Origin of the sequence: Mucilaginibacter robiniae (genome assembly GCF_012849215.1) — a bacterium.
Classification (GTDB): domain Bacteria; phylum Bacteroidota; class Bacteroidia; order Sphingobacteriales; family Sphingobacteriaceae; genus Mucilaginibacter; species Mucilaginibacter robiniae.
Genome location: NZ_CP051682.1, coordinates 1,705,961 through 1,727,543, shown reverse-complemented (window position 1 = coordinate 1,727,543; position 21,583 = coordinate 1,705,961). Strand labels below are relative to the sequence as shown.

The following is a 21,583-nucleotide window of genomic DNA, read 5'->3' as shown; positions in this document are numbered from 1 at the left end:
CTTCTTAAAAGAATTTATACCTACCTTGTCATAAAGAACGTGGCGTAGATGTACGCTACTTCGGGTCGCCAGTTCATCTGCTCCGCTGCTTTATCTGTTAGCCTAATGGGTATACAACCCTGAAACTCACGGTGCTTGCAACATCGCTTTTTAATACTGCATGCTGCTGAACGGCAGAAAGCTCCTGTATTGCTGTCACGAAAATTCTGTTTTGATTTGCAAATCAGTTCGTTACCTAGCTTAGGTAACTATTTAAGCGACGTTCAATAGTAGACAGAAGCCGCTTAAATAGTTCCGGGCAAGAAATTAAGGTTATTCCGAAGTCAACACTTCATCCAGTTGGTTATAAGTCATTGCAGAACCTTCTATAAAGCCGCCTTCCGCAAACCATTTAAAGGTGTTTTCATCATCAAAGACGTGAGTAGCTTCTATCTTGGTTCTATTACCTTCGATGGAAAAGAATTTGTTCTCTGTATAGGATTTTGGCCCTTCTCTGTTCGGGTTACCTTGGTCATCACAATACATACCTATAGATGAAAAACGGGTGCCGTTTTCTATCGTAGTAAATTCATCATACATCCAGTGCCGTTCGCCCTCGGGGCCAATCATGAGATAAGTCGATACGCCGCCAACTGTAAAATCCCAAGTCTGGTCTTGAATCGTCCAATCTTTTGGCACGGCCCATTGTTTAAGCAGTTCAGGATCTGTAAACGCTTTCCAAACTTTTTCTATCGGCGCATCAAATTCGCGCGATAGGTAAATTCTTTTGACAGTCCAGTCGACTTTAAAAAGAAAGTTCTTGTTCATAATGGTTAAGTTTACATAAATACAATTATGCTGTAGCCAGTAATTCTTCCAGTTGATTCAGGCCCATAGTAAAGCCGCCTTCAAAGCCCATTTCCACCATCATCTTTATGGTTGCTTCATCATCGAAGCTCAGGTTTACCACCACCTTAGTTTTACTACCTATGGCGATAAATTGGTTATCCCAATGTCCTACTGGCGCACCCGGCGTCGAGTTGCCGTTCTCATCCGAAAACACAGCATCAGCCGCAAAACGGCTTCCCTCTTCAATAGCTGTAAATTTTACATGGCTCCAGTGCACTTGACCTTCTGGGCCTTCCATAAAATACAACCAAGCACCGCCTACTCTAAAGTCCATCGATTTGGTTTTGGCCACCCAGGGCTTTGGTCCCCACCATTTTTCGAGCAAGTCCGGATCTGTCCAGGCTTTCCATACTTTTTCAATCGGTGCATTAAACTCACGTACAACATGAATTTTCTTTGCAGAAAGGTCTTTTTCAAAAACAAAATTGTTGGTCATAATTGGTTGGGTTTATAAGTTTTCTAATAAGTTGTCTAATTGGTTAAAGCGGTCTTCCCATAATTTGCGGAATGCGGCCAGCCATTGATCTACCTCTTTCATTTTCTGAACATTTAAATAGTAATAGATCTCACGACCTTGTTGCGCTTGTGTTAGTGCACCACACTCCGTCAATATCTGCAAGTGCTTTGAAACCGCCTGCCTACTGCTTGCAAATTGCTCTGCAATGGCATTAGGGGTCATGGAGCCAGCCATGAGCAAGGTTAAAATAGCCCGGCGGGTCGGGTCGGCAATGGCTTGGTAAATATCACGTCTCATAATTATATGCAACTGATTAGTTGCAAATATAGATGCAATCGTTCAGTTGCACAAATCAACTTGAAATTAATTTCATCATGAATACCCTGGGTAGTTATGGACCGCAAAATTCAATTTAGACTTAATGGTAGTGAAAAATATTCCGGTGACAAGTTCAATTGTTACACGCTGAGGTTGGATTTTTGATTGACACCTTTTAACTCGATGATGGTTTTGCGGAATAAAAAACACATTGACATTATCAAAAATTTAAGCTTGGATAGCTTACAGGCTCGTAGGTGATTTACCTCATTAAGTAACCATTTATTTAGCACCATTACAGACTTAACGAAAGTTAGATTGGGGAGGGAAGATGTTGTGCGCTGGGAGAGTTCTTCCCCAAATGAGCAGATGAAACTATTTTCAAATTGATAAAAAGCAAATATACAGCTATAACAAGGTGTATCTTCAAAAAGGTATTCAGGAACAAAATCAGTTTAAGGCCCCGATGTTATTACCAAGCGCAGCAGTAGCTGCATTATTTGCTCAACAAGCTCGCCCTTACAAAAGCAATTCTTATGTCCATGTTATTTACTAGCACACCCATAGCAATACTAATAATTGTAGGGAGGGCTTCCTTATTAATCAGGCAACCATTCGGCCAAGTAAGCAGTGGGAAAGAGATCGAATCAACAATCAGGATGAATTGTAATCAAGTATGATTCGTAGCCTTAGTAGCTTCGGAACTTCAAATAGTGTTTACTAAATTATGCTTGAATCTGCCCTGAAATTACTACGGAGAAGTTCAGACGGGCCAACACTATGTCGCTTAGTTCAGCGGATACTTATGATAAGTTTGCTTTTTTACATACAGTTCTTGCACCAAGGTCATACCAATGGCCACAATCGGGGTAGCCAGCAGCACGCCCCAGAAGCCGGTTAGTGCGCCCATAGCTACCTGCGCTACTACGGTAAGCACCGGTGGCATGCTGATCATTCTTTTTTGAATAATGGGCTGTGTAACGGCGCTTTGTATCACCTGTACCAGGGTGTACAACCCGAAAGTGAGTAAAGCCGTAGTTGGCCCCTGCATCAAACCCAGCAGCGTGGCGGGAATAACGGCGATGATAGGCCCGAAATTAGGTACAAAGTTGAGAAAGCCAGCAATCAGCGCCAGGGTGAATACCAAAGGCAAGCCCAGCGCCCACAAACCCAAACCGGTAAAAACAGCAATAAAGAAAAACCCGATAATCTGTCCTTTAATCCATTTTTTCAGCACATCACCCAATTGGTCAAGCAGCTCATCCCCTTTGTCTTTCGCTGTTTCCGGCAGCAGGTGCACCACTCCTCTTTTGTACATCATAGGGCTGGCTACAAAGAACATGGTAATCAGGATAATCAGATACAAATCACTCAGGGCGCCAAAGCTGGATGAAAAGAAATGCCTCACGAAAGCAGAGGTTTTACCTCCGGTTCCGCTGGAATTGATGTAATCCAACACCTTGCTGCCCAAAGCAGATTGCTGCAACTGCGACTGGGCGTGCTGAATGGTGGAAGGCAGAGTGTCAGACAACTGCGTGATCTGCGACTCGAGCCTGGAACCGGCGAACCAAAAGAAACCAACCAGCAGCAACAGGTTTAAAGTTACCGAAACAATCAGGCTTACTTTGGCCGGCAAGTGCAGGTAGCGCTGTAAAAGCCCTGTAAAACCGTAAAAATAAATAGCCAGCAACGCACTGGCTAATGTGAGCAGGATAATACTGACAATGGCTTTAAACAGCAGCAAAAACACGGCGATTAGCGCCAGTATGCTCCACTTGATCCATGTCTTTTTGATGTACACGGCCCAGTCCACTGGTTCTTTGCTTTTGTCTTCAGGGCTCATAGTTTTCAATCAGGAATGTTAACTTTTAACAGACATTTGTATTAACTTAAGGTTAACTACCAACCATCAAGGTTGTTTTTAGTTTCAAAAGCAAAGTTTCAAAAACAATCGCTTAAACTTAAAGTTTTATCCTTCTTGCTGATCCTTGCTCATCCTCCGAAGGATGAACGATAATTATTCACTTTTATCTTACTTAGATTCCGCTTATGCAACATGTCAGCTTTTTTATACACAAACCCGTCATTGCTATTGTGGTTATTGCAGCGCTTGGAATAACTTCCTGCTCCAAAAAAGTAAACTTCATTACCTCGGGTGTTGTGCCTGCCGCCGAAGGGTACATCAAAATTTCGAAAGACGAAAATCAGAATTATGCTATTGATGTAAATGTAAAGCGGCTGGCAGAACCCTCCCGCCTGAAACCACCAAAAGAGCTTTACCTGGTGTGGATGGAAAGCAAAAGTAACGGTGTTAAAAACCTGGGCCGGCTGAACAGTTCCAGCGGTTTCTTCTCCAGCGACCTAAAAGGTTTACTGCATGCCGTTACCCCGTTTAAGCCGGAAAGAGTATTTGTTACGGCAGAAGACCAGGCCAATATTCCTTATCCGGGCGCCCAGGTCGTGTTAACCACTAAAGAGTTTAAATAGCGATTATACCCTTGATTATCAATAACTGAAAACATGAAATATACTACATTCAGAAAACCATTATCTATTTTATTGTCATCCTCGCTGCTGTTTTTAATCAGTGCCTGCGGTGGGCCAAATGATAAAGATATTCAGGCTAATGTTGCCAAAGCACTGCAAAGCAACCCGGCTTTAAAGGGGGTAACTTCCAACGTAAAGGATGGCGTTGTGACGCTTTCGGGTGCATGCCAGGGTGAAGGCTGTGACTCCCTCGCCGAGCAACAGGTAAAAAAAATAGACGGCGTGAAAAGCGTAAAAAGCCAGATGTCTCATGAAGCAACTACGGACCTGACCCTTCGCACCACCGTACAATCTATTGTAAGCCGGTATGATGGCGTGCAGGCAGATGTGGCCGCCGGTGTGGTGGTGCTACGCGGTACAATTGAGAAAAAGCAGGTGGAAGCATTGATGAACGAATTGCAGGCGCTAAAACCTAAAAAGCTGGACAATCAGTTAGCGGTTAAGTAAATGTCATAAGCTTCTACTTAGGTTAGAAAGTATCTTTTTCTGAAAGAGTTGGTATAGGTTTTATAAACTTTGATCATACAGCCATGAACAAATGGGGTTTAATGGTGCTGACCATTCTGGTGGCAGCTGGAGTAAGTATTGCTTCCTTCAAGATAATGGAACATAACTTCCATCCAGTTCCTGTTAAGGATAAAACCGGGCGTATCCGTTTTGTGCCGGAAAGCAGCGTGCCGGATTCAGCAGCAGCAATTTACCCTGACCTCACCCAGGCAGCAGCCATGGCCTCGCGGCAGGTGGTACATATCAAGGTGAAGCTAACTGCTCAAAACAGTGCGGAAAGCAGCGTAATACCCGGTTACTATGGTGCTCCGCAACAACCCGTTCCGGTAATGGCCTCCGGCTCAGGTGTTATACTCAGCCCGGATGGTTATATTATTACCAACAACCATGTGGTGGAAGATGCGGCCCAGATGGAAGTGGTGCTCACCGACAAACGCACATTTCCGGCAAAGCTGATCGGCCGTGACCCAAACACCGATCTGGCCTTAATTAAAATCAGTGCTTCCGGACTAAGTGCGGTAAAATTGGGCAATTCCGATAATGTGCAGATCGGCCAGTGGGTACTGGCTATTGGATACCCGTTCTCCCTGAATACTACCGTTACGGCCGGCATTGTGAGTGCTAAGGAAAGAAGTATCGGTATTATCGGTAATCATGAACGGGAACGTTCTGATGAAAGCTCATCTATTGCTACAAATTCGGCCATTGAGGCCTATATACAAACCGATGCTGCCATCAATCCGGGTAACAGCGGCGGCGCATTGGTAAATACCCAGGGCGAACTGATCGGGATTAATGCAGCCATTGCCTCCCAGACCGGTGGCTATGAAGGTTACGGTTTTGCCATCCCGGTAAACCTGGCCCGCAAAATTGTGGATGATTTGAGAAAATATGGCACGGTAAAACGTGGGTACCTGGGCGTTGTTTTCCCTTCGCCATCTACCGAAACGCAGGAGCTTAGCCAAAGAGGAATTGATCCGGGCAGTATTCAGGGGGTATACATTACCGGTGTGCAGGAAGGGAGTGCTGCCGCTGCAGCAGGCCTGAAAGAAGGCGATGTGATTCAGCAGATCGACGGACATGAGGTGAATTCATCGGTAGAGTTTTCAGAACGGATAGCCCGCCACCACCCGCAAGATAAGGTAAGCTTAAAATATCTTCGGAATGGTAAAATAAATGAGGCCACCGCAACATTAAAAGCTCAATCATCGGCTGCACCAGTTACCGCAACAGGCCCATCAATCAATGACATATATAATAAGCTAGGAGCTCGTTTTGCACCGCTCACTGAGCAGCTCAAACAGCGCTTTCAGGTTAGTTCCGGTATGCTGGTTACAGCTATAGCGCGGGGTGGCTTTTTTGAGCAAATTGGTATACAGCCCGGATCCATTATCGTGAGTGTGAATGGCGTACAGGTCAACAACCCGCTCGTACTCAATAAAACCCTGACGGCTGCTACCAGCGGAACTGTAAGAATTGCCTGTATCACACCGGATGGGTCAAGGGTGATGTTCAATTTGTCATTAGGTACTTAATTAATAGTCCATTTTTAAGGGCAAATTAGGGAGCATTTTAAAAAGAATATAATGAGTGATGAAGAAAAGCAGTTCCAAAGTAATCGCATTATCTACTAACTGGGCGCTTTTATTCTGTTCGGCTTAGTAGCCCTAATCGGTCAATACTTTTACTGGAAGTATAAGGAAGGAGCAAAAAACAAGACCACTACGTCCGCTGTACAGCCTACAGCCAGTCGGCTTTCTTCGGCTGTCGATGAATACGTCCGTTGGTCAGATGCGTTACCGGACCGGAAAATGAACGTAGGTCATGAGCTAACGAGAACGGGACTCAGGAAGATCGCTGCTGTTTTAATAGCCTTTTCAAATGCTGCGGACACCCGGGTTTAGGCAGCAGCTACCAAGATTAATCTGCTGATTATGATTTCAGTTCTTCAAACATCAATTATATGTATGTAGCTAAATAAGATGCGTCATGAGGACACTTAGAGAAAATAGACCTAAGCTTATGGTGGATATATTTGAAGGACAAACCAAGCTGTTCTGTGTGCCTCGAATTATACTAAGTTTTGTTGACGTTAAAGAAATTTTATGACCAAAAACAATAAATTAAAATGGTCAAAGTGTTTTGATTCTCTTGTTAACTTTTACACTGACAGATGTAAATTTTTACATAAAGTGGTTCGGCTTTAGTTCTAATGTGACATCAACATAGCGATAACCTACCAATAAGACTACCTTAAGGTTCAATGATTCGACTTATTTTAAAGATACTTTCATTTCGGATTACCATTTCGTAGACTTGCCTTAGAAAGCTTCTACTTTTAAAGATGATATTCAGTTTCTCCGCTACACCTGATTTTGATTTTCTAACACATTTTGCCCGTCATGTTGGTACTGCAGTACATCATGATCTGCTGATCATGCCAGAGCACTTGGGAAAGGGTTATATACGGAAATTAGCCTTCGGTTCAGACTTTAAAATTACGCTGCACCATTATACACTCCGAGAGGATTTGATCATCAAACGTAATTCATCAGGCTTGGGCAATGAACTGATCACTATCTTTTTTTACAGCAACGAGCAGTCGCTAAGTATCGCTTTTAATGACAATCCGCTGGTACTTTTCTCTCAGCGGGATGATTCGGCTGTCCAGGTCACTTCAAACGATTTGAGTTCCACTATACATTTTCCTGCACATCATGATATTCACTATGTGGTGGTTGCCATTTCGCCCGCTTATTTAACTGCATTATTAGCGATGACCAATGCCAACTCGGTCATCCAGACCATTACCGGCAGCAGCAATTCCTTTCTTTTCTTTGAAAGCATGACGGCTGAAACCAAGCTACTGCTCAAGCATATTGCAGCGGTAGATATGAATGGCAGCCTGAGCCACTTTTACATGCAGATCAAGGTACAGGAGCTACTATACCTGCTGTTTCATCAGTTAACCTCACGGGAAAACACCATGCATCAAAGCATCAATAGTGCAGATGCAGAGCGATTATTGCATATCCGCAGCGAGATCATCAGCGATTTAAGCGTACCGCCGGTACTTAGTGAGTTAGCTAGGATTGCTGCCATGAGTGAAACTAAACTCAAGCAGTTGTTTAAGCAAACTTTTGGCGATACCATCTACAACTACTATCAGCAGGTACGTATGCAGGAGGCCGCCTTCCTGTTAAAGCAAGGCAATCGGTCCGTTGCAGAAGTAGGTTACGAGCTCGGCTTTACTAATCTCAGCCATTTTAGTCGATTGTTTGAAAAATATTATGGCCTCAACCCTAAACGGTATTCCTCCCAATACTAATATAGCTTATACCGGATTGGACTGATTTTGCGTCCTATAGTGCTATTATCAGCTGCGGATTAGGCCCACCTTTGCTATGTCAATCAAAACATAGCAACATGAAAAAGTTATTCATGCCGTATCATAACGGCGCACTGCAATTAAAGAATCATATCGTCATGGCACCCATGACCCGAAGCCGAGCTGTAGGCAATCTGCCCAATGCCCTCATGGCTACCTACTACCGCCAACGCTCAGGTGCCGGGCTCATCATTACAGAGGGGACTTCACCAAGCCCTGAGGGTTTAGGCTATCCACGTATCCCCGGTATTTTTTCAGAGGCTCAGGTGGAGGCATGGAAAACTGTAACCAATGCTGTTCACGAAGGTGGGTCAAAGATATTTCTGCAACTGATGCACACCGGTAGAGTCGCTCATATTGCCAATTTACCGGAAGGTTACGAAGTGGTAGGTCTTTCCAGTATCAGGGCTGCCGGCGAGATCTATACCGATAAGGAAGGTATGCAGGAACACTCCGCTCCTACAGCGCTGGATGCTGCTGGCATCACTAATTTGATCAGTTTTTTTGTTAAAGCTGCTCAGAACGCTATTAAGGCCGGGTTCGATGGTGTGGAGCTTCATGGAGCTAACGGTTATATTTTAGAGCAATCGTTGAATACTTTTGTTAATAACCGTACAGACACTTATGGTGGTTCTATAGAGAATCGTAGCCGTTTAATCTTAGAGGTAGCTGAGAACATTGCTTCTGCAATTGGTGCTGAAAAGGTCGGAATAAGATTATCGCCATACTCAACACTAAGCGATATGCCAGCTTACGGCGATGCAGAAGTTCATGAAACTTACGCATACCTTGCCGGTAAACTACAGGAAATAAGCGTTGCTTATATTCACGTATCCAACAGTCCTAGCATTCCAGAAAAGACGCATCAGGTAATTCGTAATAATTTCCTTAATACCCTCATTTATTGTAACGGACTCACCGCCGAAACTGCCGAAGCCAAGTTACAGGCTGGTACAGCCGACCTCGTCGCCTTTGGCAGAAGTTTCTTGGCTAACCCCGATTTTATCAGGAGGATAGAAAAAAACGAACCCTTAAACGAGCCGGATTATAATACCCTTTACACTCCAGGCGAACAGGGATATAACGACTACCCTGTATTAAATTAAGTATTTACCATTAAAACATAAACAACATGAAAATTACCACCACAGGCTCATTAGGTAATGTAGCCAAACCTTTAGTTAAAAAATTGATTGCAGCTGGTCATGAAGTCACCGTCATCACCACCCAGGCTGACCGCCAAGCAGAGATTGAGGTACTTGGCGCAAAAGCAGCCGTAGGTTCAATCAGCGACGCCACATTTTTAACCGAGGCTTTTAAAGGTTCAGATGCGGTATACATCATGATGCCGCCTTCCATAGGAAGTGCTAACTTCATTCAAAATATTGCGGATGCTGGGGAAGCTTGTGCTGAGGCGATTAAAGCGTCTGGTGTAACCCGCGCAGTAATGCTCAGCAGCGTAGGCGCAGATGCGGACAGCGGAACCGGCCCGATACAAGGCACGCACCGTGTAGAGCAGATACTGCAAAAGTTGGACGGGGTTGATGTGACCGTATTAAGGTCAGGATTTTTTTACATAAACTTTTTAAGAGATATACCATTGATCAAAAGCAGAGGCATATTTGGCAACAATTATAGCGGAGATGTCCAACTGGCCCTTACCCATCCTGAAGACCTATCCTTAAGCATTGCAGAAGAACTGCAAGCCAAGGGAAACGGCGTTAAGGTCAAATATATTGTTAGCGATATTTCAACCGGGAACCAGATTGCTGCTATGTTTGGTTCTGCAATAGGCAAACCTGAACTGACCTGGGCCAGTATTTCGGATGAGCAACTTAAACAAGGTATGCTGTCTGCAGGTCTGTCGCCGGAGTTAGTGGATCTGATTACCGAAATGGGGCAAGGCGTAAGAGCAGGTATTGTCACCCGGGACTTCTTTGCCAAGGGTGGAAAAACAGTTGGTCATGTCAAGTTGGAACAGTTCGCAGAAGAGTTTAAAACGGCCTACCAGATATCCTTTTAAGTGACCATCTACGTTCTGATTTTTAGAGGGCTGGCTTAAAAACCAAAGCCCTCTAAATTTCTTTTACAAATAGCCTCTTCGGTCTTCGGGATTAATACATCTAAATTGTATTCGACCACATTGGCTTGTAATTCCTCAATGAAAGGACGAAAGCTTTGATTGTATTCTTGAAAGGCTAATTCAATATTTTCGCTATGTTTTTCAAAAGCATTTGCCAGCGCGGCTGCTCCATCTATAGCCAGTGAGCCGCCTCTACCAGCCGCTGGTGAGGCGCAGTAACCGGCATCACCTACCAGCGCTACCCGGCCCTTTGTCCATGATGGCATTTTCATCTGGCAAAGCTTATCAAAGTAAAAGGTTTTAGAGCGCTGCACTTCTTCCAACAATTCCGCCGTACGCCAGCCGGTTCCCTTAAATTGATCCATAATCATCTTCCGTTGTTGCTGTTCGTTTCGGTAGTCGTAAGGGACCTCCTGTTCTGAATAATACGCTAGGCATATATCAGTTTTGTCATTGTAAGCATTAAGCATAATGGTCTTACCGGGCTCACTGTACATCTGCATGGTAAATTCCGGGATCAGCAGTTTATTTACAATAGTAATGGAGAAATAAGTTTGAAGAAAATGGGAGAATTCTGCTTCCTCGCCGAACCAAAGCCTCCGGACTACTGAATGAATACCATCGCAGCCAAAAACCAGATCAAAGGTCTGTGGTGATCCTTTCTTGAAGGTTACTTCAATTTGGTCTTCCATCTCTGCAAGTCCAGAGATACTTTCGTCAAAAACAAATTCGACCTCATCTTTGACCGCCTCGTACATCATCTCTAATAAGATGTCCCGCTCAATTTCGTATTCTTCTTCCCGGTGGTTCTCCGGGCTTGGTTCTGTCAAGTCCTGCCGTTGGGTGACATCATCAGCGTCTTTGAATTCCACTGACTTCATGACAAGTTTGTTGGACTGGATCTGGTCAAATAAATCCATCCGTTTCACAATATCAATGGTGTCACCAAGAATGTTGACTGGTGTGCCGCCTTCTTTTAGCCTCGGAGCAATCTCTACAATGGTGACCTGGTAGCCAAACTTGTTCATCCAATAAGCGGTGGAAAGTCCCGCAAAGCTAGCCCCTGATATAAGTACTTTTTTAAGATATGTTGTTTTCACTTTAATATATGTTTTTGCTGGAGCAAAGGAACAGCATATTGATCAGGCACTCTAGGTTAAAGCGGTGTAAGACTTGGACTAACCGAGGTTTTTGCTGCGAAAGGCAACCGGCGACAAGCCTGCAACTTTGGTAAACAACCTGGAAAAATAAGCATAATCATCATAACCCAAGCTTGCAGCAATCTCTTTGAGCGACTGATCAGCGTGATAAAGTAAACGTTTGGCTTCTAAAATCACGCGTTGCTGAATGTGATAAGTTACTGACTGACCAGTGGTGTTTCTGATGCACTCGTTTAAGTAAGGGGTAGATAAATGCAGCATCTCCGCATAATCTGCCGGGCGTTTAAGGTGGATAAAATGAAGTGCCAATGCTTCGCGGAAGGATTTGGTTACGAGTTCGGCTCTGGCTAACTTTTCGGCTGGAGCTTTTCTTTCTAAATAAAGCGAAATGAGTAACCCAATCAGCGCGTTGCAGGTATCCTTGAGCACAACATGAGAGAGCAGGCCGTTTTTCCGTTCTGTAAGTCTGAGGCCTAACGCAACCGCTGCTGAAAGCAGTGCGAACGCTTCTTCGTTCAGCGAGATGGGAGCTACAGGAGTAAGGTCTCCCAGTAGTGCTAGGTATTCCGGATTCACATTAACGTCAGTCATGGCCCAAGCGCTCGCCGTGACCTGCTCAAACAGCAGTATTCGGTGTACCTGGTCAGGATGCATATAGATAGCAGCCGGTGCATGAATTTCATATCTCTGGAAATCAATCTCTATTGTAACGCTTCCCTGCTCTAGCAGAAAGAAGGAGTGGCGATCGTGCCGTTCGGGTTGTTGCCATTCTCCCAAATCAGGTAGTATTTCAGCGGAAATCCTCTCAATAGAAATACCGGTGTCAAGTTCGTCGCCAAATCTGTTTACCGGAATGGAACCATTCTTGTTGCGCATCAGGATATTTTGTTCTAAGCAAAAATAGTTTTCCAAGGTGTCCTATTCCTAAATTAATTTGACTAAGGTCATATAGATCTCAGTTGAACGAGATTCAAGGTTGACATCCCAAGCATCGAAAGCAATTCTGTAATTTTTACGTATATATTTCTTCTGATCAGTAATCCAATGTTGAAAGTTTGGTTTCTATAAATCTGCCGTGATGGTGAGGACGTCTGTTTCAGACGCGTTATTGAATTCACCGGCAAGAAATAATGGAATGATCTTTCTAAGTTTCGGCAAAGACAAGTTACAGTGCTTAGATTGAATACATATATTATACGCAGTGCTTTGGCGTATAGAAAAGCAAATCAATTCCCAATTAAAAATGACTCCTGCTTAAGGAGCTCTTTCAACGAGGTAACGTTGGTTGTTTCTCGGTATAAAAACAAACTTACTTTCTGGAAATTTTCCAATCAAAAGATTATTGTTATAAATTTATGTATAACTTGACCGAGTGTTCATATCGGAAGACTTGAAATGCTGGGCAAAAATCGGCTTTTCGATATGCTTAACACATCCGCTACTCGCTCCTCAAACTTTTTACCGGATTGGCAAGCGCGGCTTTGATGGATTGGAAACTGATTGTAACAAAAGCGATAACAATGGCTATGCCTGCAGCCAATACAAAGGTTGTCCATTGAAGAGGCTGACGGTAGGCAAACGCATCCAACCAGCGGTTCATGGCGTACCAGGCTAAGGGGGGAAGCTACAACAATGGCGATGAGTACCAGCTTGATGAAATCTATGGCTAATAAACCGATAACGCCTGTAACCGATGCCCCCAATACCTTACGTACACCAATTTCCCGAGTGCGCACCTGAGCGGTGTAAGCTGCCAAGCCCAACAAACCCAGGCATGATATCAGTATGGCCATGCCCGCAAAATAGTTAAACAGCGTTCCTTCGCGCTGTTCACCCTGGTAGAGGTTGTTGAACATATCATCTAGGAAGTTATAAGAAAAAGGGAACTCGCCATTGTATTGTTTAAATTGGCTAGCCGCTAAGGCTATTGTTGAGGCAGCATTATGGATATTGGTTTTTATATATAAGGTTTGGTAAGTGGACGGTCGGTAAAAGAAAATGGCGGGTGCGATTTTTTCGCGCAGGCTGGCAAAATGAAAATCTCTAACTACACCGATGATGGTGCCATTAGTTTTTTGGAAACGGAAATGCTTGCCGATAGGATTTTTTATCCCTATTTCCCTGACAGCGGCTTCGTTAAGAATAAAATGAGCCGAGTCCGCTATAGCGCCGCTAAAGCTGCTGCCTTGCTGCATTTTGAGATTAAAAAAATGGGTAAAGTCTTTATCAATCCCCATCAGGTGCAGAATAAATGTTTGGCCTGGGGCTTTGCCATCCCATGAATTATCGCCCGAGATTAGGCCGCTGTTGATAATGTTACCGGTTGCCCGGGTTACACCCTCTACGCCGGGCTGCTTCAAGAGTTCGGCCCTTATAGCATCATAATGCTTTGAGGCATCGCGCATCCAAACACTAAAAACATGACTTCGGTCATATCCCAAATTTTTAGTCTGGATGTATTTGAGTTGCTGGGTGATGACCAAAGTGCTCACGATAAGCACTACGGAAAAGGTAAACTGAACCACTACCAGTATTTTACGGAAAAGAGCGTCGCCAATGCTGCCAGTTACTTTACCCCTCAGTGCTTTTAAAGGTTCAAAGGAGGATAGCAGCATAGCCGGGTAGATGCTGGATAAGGCCAGTGTAACGATTACGGTGATGATAATAATTAGCCAGATGTGCGGATTGAGCAGATTGAACTCTAGTTGTTTGCTAGCCAATTGGTTAAATGCCGGCATCAACAGATAAATGGCAAACAATGCAAATAGGGTGGCGATGAGGAACAGTAGAGATGTCTCGGCCAGAAACTGCATGAACAGCTGCAATTTGGCTGCCCCGATGATCTTACGCATACTGATTTCTTTGGCGCGAAGCAATGAACGTGCTGTGGAAAGGTTTACGTAATTGATGCAGGCTATCAATAAAATTACCAGGGCGATGATGGTAAAGATGTGTACTGTCTGAATGCCATGATCAGTACCATCGGCATTATACAGGTGCATTTTGTTGATAGGTAGCAGGAGGTAATCGACATCGGTATCATCCGCGCGGTGTTTGATGTGAATCTTAAACAAATCGGCCGAAAGCTTTTTTAACGATGTGCCCGGTGCAATTCTCACGTAGGTTTGATAAGCATAATTGCTGAAATCAGTATTCACATCTACTTTATTGGTTACCAGCAGATGCTTAACTTGGTAACTCATGGGCATAATCATATCAAAGTTGATGCTCGAGTTAAGTGGAAAATCGTTAATCACTCCGCTTACGGTAAAGTTCTCCTTACCATCGGCAGAAATTGCTTTACCAATAGCATCATCGGTACCAAAATATTTTTGCGCAGTTTTCCTAGTAATAACAACAGAATTATCATTTACAAAAGGCTTTGTGGTATCGCCCTCCACAAGCGGAAAATCAAAGATTTTGAACAGTGAAGGATCGGCGAAGGTTACGTTTTGCTCACCAAAAACTTTTTCTTTGTATTTATATAAAGAAAAAAAACAATTTGGGGTTATTCGCACTTGTTCCTGCACCTCAGTGAGCTCCTGTTTAGCCTGCGGACCTATAGCAGCTACTGTACTTTCCCAGATCTGTTTACTGGCACCTGTGCCACCAAAAAGCTCTACACGGTAAATGTTACCGCCGTTTTTATGAAAGCCATCAAAACTTAACTCGTCCTGTACCCAAAGCAAAATCAATACACCAACAGTGAGCCCGGTAGTCAGCCCAATAATGTGGATGAATGAATAAAATTTATTGCGAAATAAATTCCTCCAAGCAGTTTTAAAGTAACTTCTAACCATAACAACGTTGTCTTATTAAACTTATGATGGTGTAAAATAGTACCAATTAATTAATGTGTTGATGTTCAGGTATTTGTTGATCGTTTTGCCATCTTGTATGTTCATAAGCGTACAGTTGCGTGCGATTGTGTTACAGAGATTGGTTAGGTGCCTTTTACTTGTTGATAAGATACATGCCATGAGCGGCACCTACAAGTGAGCGTTCTGCTACAAAATTTCGTTGCAGCATTAAATTATATCCCAATATGGCACCAAGTAACTTGTTCGTTGGAGTATAAAATCGATAATTGTTTTTGCAGTTGTAAACTGCCAAAATTTAAAATTGTGCAGATTAGAGAATCGGGTATGATTGAATTTGATTATTTCATATTGGCTCCTACTTCCTCTATTACCGATTTGATTTCCTATGCATTAGCAACGTTCATTTTTACTGCCATGTTATTACATTCGCAACTTTTTCTGTGCCTTCTTCGCCGTAATTACAATTCACAACAACCTTTGCACCCTCTGCCGCAAAACGTTTGGCTATTGATGCCCCTGTAACTATGGCTGTCTTATTCTCTAATTTCATTTTGTAAATATTTAGTACTTCCAAAAATGAGACATTTTGCTCCCTTAGATAAAGGGCATTTGTTACCAGATCTATAAGGGCGTTATTTTTCTTACACGCAGTTTCTAACATTTCCAAATCATTCTTCGTCATTACAAATTTCTTAATGCCATCTTCGAAAAATGTTCAGATCAGATGAAGTTTCAATTCAATAAGGCACAACACTCCGGGCTTCCAAGTTGGTGGGTTGGTAAACCTGATGGTGTTTTCTGCTATGTTATATAGGGCTGTTTTATTGATCTATTGCGCTATTTCTAAAATTCAAGAAGAAGCAAATTTAATTCTGAAATCACTTCCGCAGCACCATAGGAGCTCATTAAAGGCTATCGTTGGTTGTTTTTTGAAGCATTTTGGTTTTTCAGATAATTATCGAAAGCCGCATTCAATATGCGGCTAAAATGGACCCTCGGTTAAGAAATATGTATGTAATGACAAACTCTCTAAACGTCTAATAAGGGTTCTTTGTCTCACCAGTTGAACCGATTTTAGCTTTCTGCAGTACTGAACTTTTTGTGGATTTCTTCCAGTTTTAGCCTAAGGAAGGCATCGCATGAATATCCGTCATCTGCAAAATTCATTAACACCTAAAATCATTATGAAATTAAAAAAAGTTCTATGTGCCAATTATTAACCAACTAAATCTTTAAAACTTAATTATGAAGAGAAATTTACTTAAGTATCGATTAGGGAACCGAAAAATAGGATTGTTTTTACTTATAACAGCCCTGTTTTATATTCCCCTTACAAGTTCAGCTATTTCGTTAAACGTCAATGTCAGGATTAAGCCTTATACAAAGAATATCCTAAATGGTTATCAGGATGCAATCGTTAAAGGTAAAGTAACGGATGCTTCAACCGGACAAACCTTGCCTGGTGTAAGTGTAAAAATCAAAGGGTCTAAATCAGGCACGGTCACAGATGTTGATGGAAATTTTACGATCAGTGCTCCAGATGATGGCACATTAGTTTTTTCATTTGTTGGTTACGACGTGGCGGAAGCCGCTGTAAAGGGGCAAAACTTTTTGAACATAACCCTTCGTGCAAAATCTAATAGTCTTAACGAGGTGGTAGTGGTCGGCTATGGTACACAGAAAAAAACTTCTACCACAGCAGCGGTATCAACTATACCAATTACTGAGATCGCACAAAAACCGATAGTTAATATTACCAACGGCCTTGTTGGACGAGCCGCAGGCCTTATCGCCACTCAAAGTGGCGGTGAACCTGGCTTTGACGGTTCCGGATTATTGATCCGCGGTCCTGCGACTACTGGACGTACATCGCCGCTTACTGTTGTTGACGGTGTTCCGCGCGATTTTAGTCGTCTGGATCCCAATTCCATCGAAACCATTACCGTATTGAAAGATGCTGCTGCTGTTGCCCCGTATGGTGTGGCAGGTGCAAATGGGGTAATCCTGATTACCACGAAATCTGGTAAAGCAGGAAAGCCGACCTTGACCTACAATGGGTATTACGGCATCCAGAATCCGACCTATGTGCCTCGTTTTGTAAATAGTTACGAGTATGCTCTTTTGCGTAATGAGGCTGCGGCAAATGATGGAACCACCAAACCTTACACTCAAACGGATATTGATCTTTTTCAAAATCACCAGGATCCAGATGGGCACGCAGATGGACATCCGCTGGAAGACATTATTAAAAGGAATCGCCCCATCCAGTATCATAACATCTCAATGTCGGGTGGTACCGAGGATATCAAATATTTTGCTTCAGTCGGCTTTAATCGGCAAGACGGTATGTGGAGTACTACTTTCTTAAATAAATACAATGGGTCTTTGGGAGTAACTGCCAATGCAACCAAAACCACAACTGTGAATTTGAGAGTAAATGCTTACGAGGAAGATCAACATTTTCCATCGGTTGGCGCCGGTTCAATTATTGATCAGGCACAGCGTCAAAATCCTACCTATCCGGTACAATACTCCAACGGTCTTCCTGGTGGTTATATTGGGCGGTCTTTGTATTCACAAATTTACAACAGTGGTTACACGCTGAATAAAAACACTGCATGGCTGAGCCAATTGTCCATTGATCAGAAATTACCATTAAAAGGCTTGAGCCTTAAAGGTATTGTAAGTTATGACATTGGGCCAGACCCGCTTGGGTTTAGCGGAAATAATAACTCTACCGTCCGTACCTGGCAAACCCCGATGCCATTTACCAACCCAATATCTCCCAATGGTGTTTATGCACCAGGAATCGTGTACAACTTTCCCATATCAATTTCTGGTGTTGACAAGCCTAGGTTAAGTCAAACTTATAACGAAAATAAGATGATGACCTTCCAAGGACTATTAAATTACGCTAATACCTTTGGGAAAAGTCAAATAACCGGAACGTTGGTAGCAGAGTATCGAAAGGTTCGTTGGGAGAACTTTAACGCTTCAAGAATCAATTATAATTTAAGTATAGATGAGCTCAATTTTGGCGGCCCTCTACCAACTGATGTTACTGTTTCCGGTAGTTCAGGTGGTCAGAAGCAGTTAGGTTATGTTTACCGTTTCACTTATGCCTATAACAATCGTTATTTGTTTGAGACAGCTGGTAGGTATGACGGGAGCTATTTGTTTTCACCAGGCAATCGCTTTGGATTCTTTCCATCCTTTTCAGCTGGCTGGCGTATTTCAGAGGAAAGTTTCATGAAAGGTATTAAGTGGGTAGATAACCTGAAATTACGCGGATCTTACGGTCAGTCAGGTAATTATCCTAGCGGTGGTCAATATCAATATCTCAGCCAATTTGGAATCAATAACAACTCGGCCGTCATCGGTGGCAATGCTACACAAAGCATATCCGAGAATCTGCAGGGTAATCCAAACATCACCTGGGAGCGGGCAAAAAAATCAGATATTGCTTTAGAAGGAACGTTGTTTAACGGCTTGATAGGATTTGAAACGGATTTCTTTTACGAGAAACGTTCCAATTTTCTGGTGACCATTGGATCTGTGCTACCGGGTGAATATGGAGTAGGTACCGGACAGGTGAATGGAGGCGTCCTGAACAATCGTGGTGTCGAGTTCACGCTGACCTCTTACAAAAACTTTGCAAACGGTTTGCGCTTAGATGTTCGCGGAACCTTTACTTACGCAAAGAGCAAAATTTTGCAGGTTTTTGAAAATGCCGCAACCTTCAACAATCCAAATCGACGAATCACCGGGCGGCCTTTGGGCGAGCAGTTTGGTTTAAAAGCGCTTGGCTATTATACGCCGGATGATTTTACAAACCCAAATGCACAAAACCCAACTTTGAAAACGGGCGTTCCGGTTCCAAACTTTGGCCAGGTTCACGTCGGAGACCTGAAATATGCAGATTTAAGCGGACCCAATGGAGTGCCTGACGGCAAGGTAAATTCGGACGATATCACGGACATTGGACATCCGCAAACACCGCAAATTCAGTTTGGCCTGGAACCACGCTTGTCTTTCAAAAATTTTGATCTCGATTTGCTCTTTCAAGGTTCTGCAAGATCAAATATTCAGTTATATAACTATTATGTATTCCCATTCTTAGGTTCAGGCTCGGCTACAGAGGCGGTGTATTTTGATCACTGGACACCGAACAACGTGAATGCAACTTATCCAAGGATCTCCGCCACCCCTTCATCAAACAACACACAAACCTCAAGCTGGTTCATGCGGAATGATTCGTATATCAGGCTGAAAAGTGCGGAATTAGGCTATACTATACCTAGAAAGCTTTTAGGCAAGAGTATCAGTTCGGTAAGAGTGTTTGCATCGGGGCAGAACCTGTTCACTGTAACGCCAAATATGAAAGAGGATATTGATCCGGAAAATAGCGGAAATAACCAAAACTACTATCAGCAACGAGTAATCTCTTTTGGCTTAAATGTTACCTTTTAAAGTTCGAGAAAATGAAATTCAAATATAATCAAAAAGCAAATGCGGTGTTATTAGTCTCACTGATCATCAGCTTAAGCGCTTGTAAAAAAGACGATTTCTTGTCCGTTCCGCCTAAGGGCGTACTTACCGATGCGACTACCTTTAGCACGCAGACTAATACGGATCTTTTTGTTAATGACATATACAACTCGCTTCCCGATTACAATAATGGAAACCAGGTGGATCGTATTTTAGATGCCTGGACCGATAATAGTAATAGTGGTGCCACTAACCATGAAGGTCAGGCGGTGATCCGTAGTAACGCCTTAAGCGCGAATAACTCTACCAATGGCGTTGGTGGTTATTTTGGCTGGTCATTACTGTATACCGACATTCGGAAATGTAATGTATTTTTGAAAGATGCAGCAGCAAATGCCTCTGCCTATGATGCAACCTGGTATGCGCAGCGCGTAGGAGAAGTTAGGTTCTTGCGTGCTTTCTTTTATATGCTTCTATTTAAAAATTATGGAGGAGTTCCATTATTAACAGCTCCGCTAACCAATACTGACGGTTCAGATATCTTCAATGAGAGGGCTACAACCGATGCTACGCTGGCATTTATTGAAGCAGATTGTGATGCTGCAGCAAATGTGCTCCCTTTAAAGCAAACGACAGCCAATTTAGGCCGGGCAACAAAAGGCGCTGCTTTGGCTTTAAAAGGTGATGTTGAGCTGTTTGCAGCAAGTCCTTTGGTTAATACCTCTAATGACCAAGCTAAATGGGCTAAAGCTGCAGCCACTTATCAATCCATTATAGCACTTAATACCTATAATCTGTTTACCACATCTTCAGCAACACCGATCACCTCAACAACTGGCTCAGGAACAACCTCAACAGCGTACCGCGATCAGTTTCTGGCTGTAAATAACTGGAACAATGAAACCATTTTTGCCCGTGCTTATGCTTTACCCAATAAAGGGCATAAACGTGAAGGATATATGGGACCAGTGATCGTTCATGGTGGGGCACAGACCTGGGGAGGGGCATCACCGACACAAAGCTTGATCGACGATTACCAAATGGATAATGGGAAACCGATTACAGATCCAACGTCCGGCTATGATCCGGCGCATCCCTACCTGCACCGGGAATCACGTTTTGAGCAGTCCATGGTTTATGACGGGTCTTACTGGCAGGGTGAAGTATTTAAATCAAGAATAGGCGGTTCAAATCAGATCGATCTAGGGTCAACTAGTGACATCTCTAACACTGGCTATTGCATCCGTAAAACTTTAGACGAATCTATTTTAGGTCAGACGAGTTTAGGTACGGCTATTGGTACGTCCAATTATCAGTTTTACCGCTATGCAGAAGTGCTGCTAAGCTACGCAGAAGCACAGAACGAGGCAGTAGGCCCTGACCTGAGCGTGTTCGACGCAGTTAATAAAGTTCGGGCCAGGGTGCTGTTGCCACTAGTACCTGCTGGAACGAGTCAGGTAGATATGCGCACCATTATCCGACGGGAACGCCGGTTAGAATTTTGTTTTGAAGACAAGCGTTGGTACGACATCAGGCGTTGGGACATTACCGTAAACAGTCCGGCTGTGATTAACTCGCCTGAATATGGCATGAAAATTACGGCTGATGCTTCAGGAAATCTTACCTATGAGCGTGTAGTTGTATTTCAAAACCGTTTTTCGGAGTACATGAACTGGTTGCCGATTCCTCAGGGAATTATCAATCAGAATCCAAAACTTAAGCAAAATCCAGGTTACTAAACCTTGCTAACATTTTAAAATAACAAAGCCCCGGGATGACCGGGGTTCTTGTAATCAAAAGGCTGTTTAAACAATAGTTTGTAGAGGCATTAATGCAAAAGTATCGGCGTCTAAACGCTAGTTTCCTGGCGCATAAAAAAAACGCTGATATGTGACAAGTGGCATCTCATGGTAAATAATATGTATA

16 protein-coding genes are annotated in these 21,583 nt (G+C 43.3%); 8 read left to right on the top strand and 8 right to left on the bottom strand.

What is annotated here, in order from left to right; all coding sequences use genetic code 11:
* Nucleotides 1-312 precede the first annotated feature (312 nt).
* The 4 genes from HH214_RS07600 to HH214_RS07585 all read right to left on the bottom strand — a co-directional run bounded on the left by HH214_RS07600 (nt 313) and on the right by HH214_RS07585 (nt 3,506).
* The gene (locus HH214_RS07600; RefSeq protein WP_169606751.1) at nt 313-807 is read right to left on the bottom strand and encodes an SRPBCC family protein; all 495 of its coding nucleotides are present in this window, start codon (nt 805-807) and stop codon (nt 313-315) included.
* A gap of 25 nt (nt 808-832) precedes the next feature.
* On the bottom strand, nt 833-1,324 hold the full coding sequence (locus HH214_RS07595; RefSeq protein ID WP_169606750.1) for an SRPBCC family protein: 492 nt from the start codon (nt 1,322-1,324) through the stop codon (nt 833-835).
* Between the two features lie 12 nt (nt 1,325-1,336).
* Entirely contained in the window at nt 1,337-1,642 is a 306-nt protein-coding gene (locus HH214_RS07590) for an ArsR/SmtB family transcription factor (RefSeq protein ID WP_169606749.1), read from the bottom strand.
* A gap of 808 nt (nt 1,643-2,450) precedes the next feature.
* Nucleotides 2,451-3,506, bottom strand: coding sequence for an AI-2E family transporter (locus HH214_RS07585; RefSeq protein WP_169606748.1), 1,056 nt, complete (start codon nt 3,504-3,506; stop codon nt 2,451-2,453).
* A gap of 206 nt (nt 3,507-3,712) precedes the next feature.
* Between HH214_RS07585 and HH214_RS07580 the strand changes: the two genes are divergently transcribed.
* From HH214_RS07580 to HH214_RS07555, 6 genes are all read left to right on the top strand, one after another.
* Nucleotides 3,713-4,150, top strand: coding sequence for a hypothetical protein (locus tag HH214_RS07580; protein WP_248282231.1), 438 nt, complete (start codon nt 3,713-3,715; stop codon nt 4,148-4,150).
* A 33-nt stretch (nt 4,151-4,183) separates the two neighbouring features.
* Nucleotides 4,184-4,657: a BON domain-containing protein gene (locus tag HH214_RS07575; RefSeq protein ID WP_169606747.1), complete on the top strand. Its 474-nt coding sequence runs from the start codon at nt 4,184-4,186 to the stop codon at nt 4,655-4,657.
* Nucleotides 4,658-4,740: 83 nt separating this feature from the next.
* Nucleotides 4,741-6,252 (top strand): trypsin-like peptidase domain-containing protein, encoded by a 1,512-nt coding sequence (locus HH214_RS07570; protein ID WP_169606746.1) that lies wholly within the window; start codon nt 4,741-4,743, stop codon nt 6,250-6,252.
* 809 nt (nt 6,253-7,061) lie between these two features.
* Nucleotides 7,062-8,045: a helix-turn-helix transcriptional regulator gene (locus HH214_RS07565; RefSeq protein ID WP_169606745.1), complete on the top strand. Its 984-nt coding sequence runs from the start codon at nt 7,062-7,064 to the stop codon at nt 8,043-8,045.
* 98 nt (nt 8,046-8,143) lie between these two features.
* Nucleotides 8,144-9,211 (top strand): alkene reductase, encoded by a 1,068-nt coding sequence (locus tag HH214_RS07560; protein WP_169606744.1) that lies wholly within the window; start codon nt 8,144-8,146, stop codon nt 9,209-9,211.
* A 26-nt stretch (nt 9,212-9,237) separates the two neighbouring features.
* Nucleotides 9,238-10,128 (top strand): NAD(P)H-binding protein, encoded by an 891-nt coding sequence (locus tag HH214_RS07555; RefSeq protein ID WP_169606743.1) that lies wholly within the window; start codon nt 9,238-9,240, stop codon nt 10,126-10,128.
* A 35-nt stretch (nt 10,129-10,163) separates the two neighbouring features.
* On the opposite strand, the gene HH214_RS07550 is transcribed toward HH214_RS07555, so the two are convergent.
* The 4 genes from HH214_RS07550 to HH214_RS22060 all read right to left on the bottom strand — a co-directional run bounded on the left by HH214_RS07550 (nt 10,164) and on the right by HH214_RS22060 (nt 15,851).
* On the bottom strand, nt 10,164-11,288 hold the full coding sequence (locus HH214_RS07550; protein WP_169606742.1) for an FAD-dependent monooxygenase: 1,125 nt from the start codon (nt 11,286-11,288) through the stop codon (nt 10,164-10,166).
* 78 nt (nt 11,289-11,366) lie between these two features.
* Nucleotides 11,367-12,260, bottom strand: a complete 894-nt coding sequence (locus HH214_RS07545) for a helix-turn-helix domain-containing protein (protein ID WP_248282230.1) — start codon at nt 12,258-12,260, stop codon at nt 11,367-11,369.
* Between the two features lie 464 nt (nt 12,261-12,724).
* Nucleotides 12,725-15,148, bottom strand: coding sequence for an ABC transporter permease (locus tag HH214_RS07540; protein ID WP_169606741.1), 2,424 nt, complete (start codon nt 15,146-15,148; stop codon nt 12,725-12,727).
* A gap of 427 nt (nt 15,149-15,575) precedes the next feature.
* The gene (locus HH214_RS22060) at nt 15,576-15,851 is read right to left on the bottom strand and encodes a hypothetical protein (RefSeq protein ID WP_248282229.1); all 276 of its coding nucleotides are present in this window, start codon (nt 15,849-15,851) and stop codon (nt 15,576-15,578) included.
* Between the two features lie 563 nt (nt 15,852-16,414).
* Here HH214_RS22060 and HH214_RS07530 point away from each other — a divergent pair.
* Both HH214_RS07530 and HH214_RS07525 read left to right on the top strand, forming a co-directional pair.
* Nucleotides 16,415-19,639 (top strand): SusC/RagA family TonB-linked outer membrane protein, encoded by a 3,225-nt coding sequence (locus HH214_RS07530; RefSeq protein WP_169606740.1) that lies wholly within the window; start codon nt 16,415-16,417, stop codon nt 19,637-19,639.
* Between the two features lie 11 nt (nt 19,640-19,650).
* Nucleotides 19,651-21,396, top strand: a complete 1,746-nt coding sequence (locus HH214_RS07525; RefSeq protein ID WP_169606739.1) for a RagB/SusD family nutrient uptake outer membrane protein — start codon at nt 19,651-19,653, stop codon at nt 21,394-21,396.
* Nucleotides 21,397-21,583 lie beyond the last annotated feature (187 nt).

Excerpts from the sequence above, each read along its gene's own strand:
- HH214_RS07600 (WP_169606751.1), bottom strand. The coding sequence starts at position 807 with ATGAACAAGAACTTTCTTTTTAAAGTCGACTGGACTGTCAAAAGAATT.
- HH214_RS07595 (WP_169606750.1), bottom strand. The coding sequence starts at position 1,324 with ATGACCAACAATTTTGTTTTTGAAAAAGACCTTTCTGCAAAGAAAATT.
- HH214_RS07590 (WP_169606749.1), bottom strand. The coding sequence starts at position 1,642 with ATGAGACGTGATATTTACCAAGCCATTGCCGACCCGACCCGCCGGGCT.
- HH214_RS07585 (WP_169606748.1), bottom strand. The coding sequence starts at position 3,506 with ATGAGCCCTGAAGACAAAAGCAAAGAACCAGTGGACTGGGCCGTGTAC.
- HH214_RS07580 (WP_248282231.1), top strand. The coding sequence starts at position 3,713 with ATGCAACATGTCAGCTTTTTTATACACAAACCCGTCATTGCTATTGTG.
- HH214_RS07575 (WP_169606747.1), top strand. The coding sequence starts at position 4,184 with ATGAAATATACTACATTCAGAAAACCATTATCTATTTTATTGTCATCC.
- HH214_RS07570 (WP_169606746.1), top strand. The coding sequence starts at position 4,741 with ATGAACAAATGGGGTTTAATGGTGCTGACCATTCTGGTGGCAGCTGGA.
- HH214_RS07565 (WP_169606745.1), top strand. The coding sequence starts at position 7,062 with ATGATATTCAGTTTCTCCGCTACACCTGATTTTGATTTTCTAACACAT.
- HH214_RS07560 (WP_169606744.1), top strand. The coding sequence starts at position 8,144 with ATGAAAAAGTTATTCATGCCGTATCATAACGGCGCACTGCAATTAAAG.
- HH214_RS07555 (WP_169606743.1), top strand. The coding sequence starts at position 9,238 with ATGAAAATTACCACCACAGGCTCATTAGGTAATGTAGCCAAACCTTTA.
- HH214_RS07540 (WP_169606741.1), bottom strand. The coding sequence starts at position 15,148 with ATGGTTAGAAGTTACTTTAAAACTGCTTGGAGGAATTTATTTCGCAAT.
- HH214_RS22060 (WP_248282229.1), bottom strand. The coding sequence starts at position 15,851 with ATGACGAAGAATGATTTGGAAATGTTAGAAACTGCGTGTAAGAAAAAT.
- HH214_RS07530 (WP_169606740.1), top strand. The coding sequence starts at position 16,415 with ATGAAGAGAAATTTACTTAAGTATCGATTAGGGAACCGAAAAATAGGA.
- HH214_RS07525 (WP_169606739.1), top strand. The coding sequence starts at position 19,651 with ATGAAATTCAAATATAATCAAAAAGCAAATGCGGTGTTATTAGTCTCA.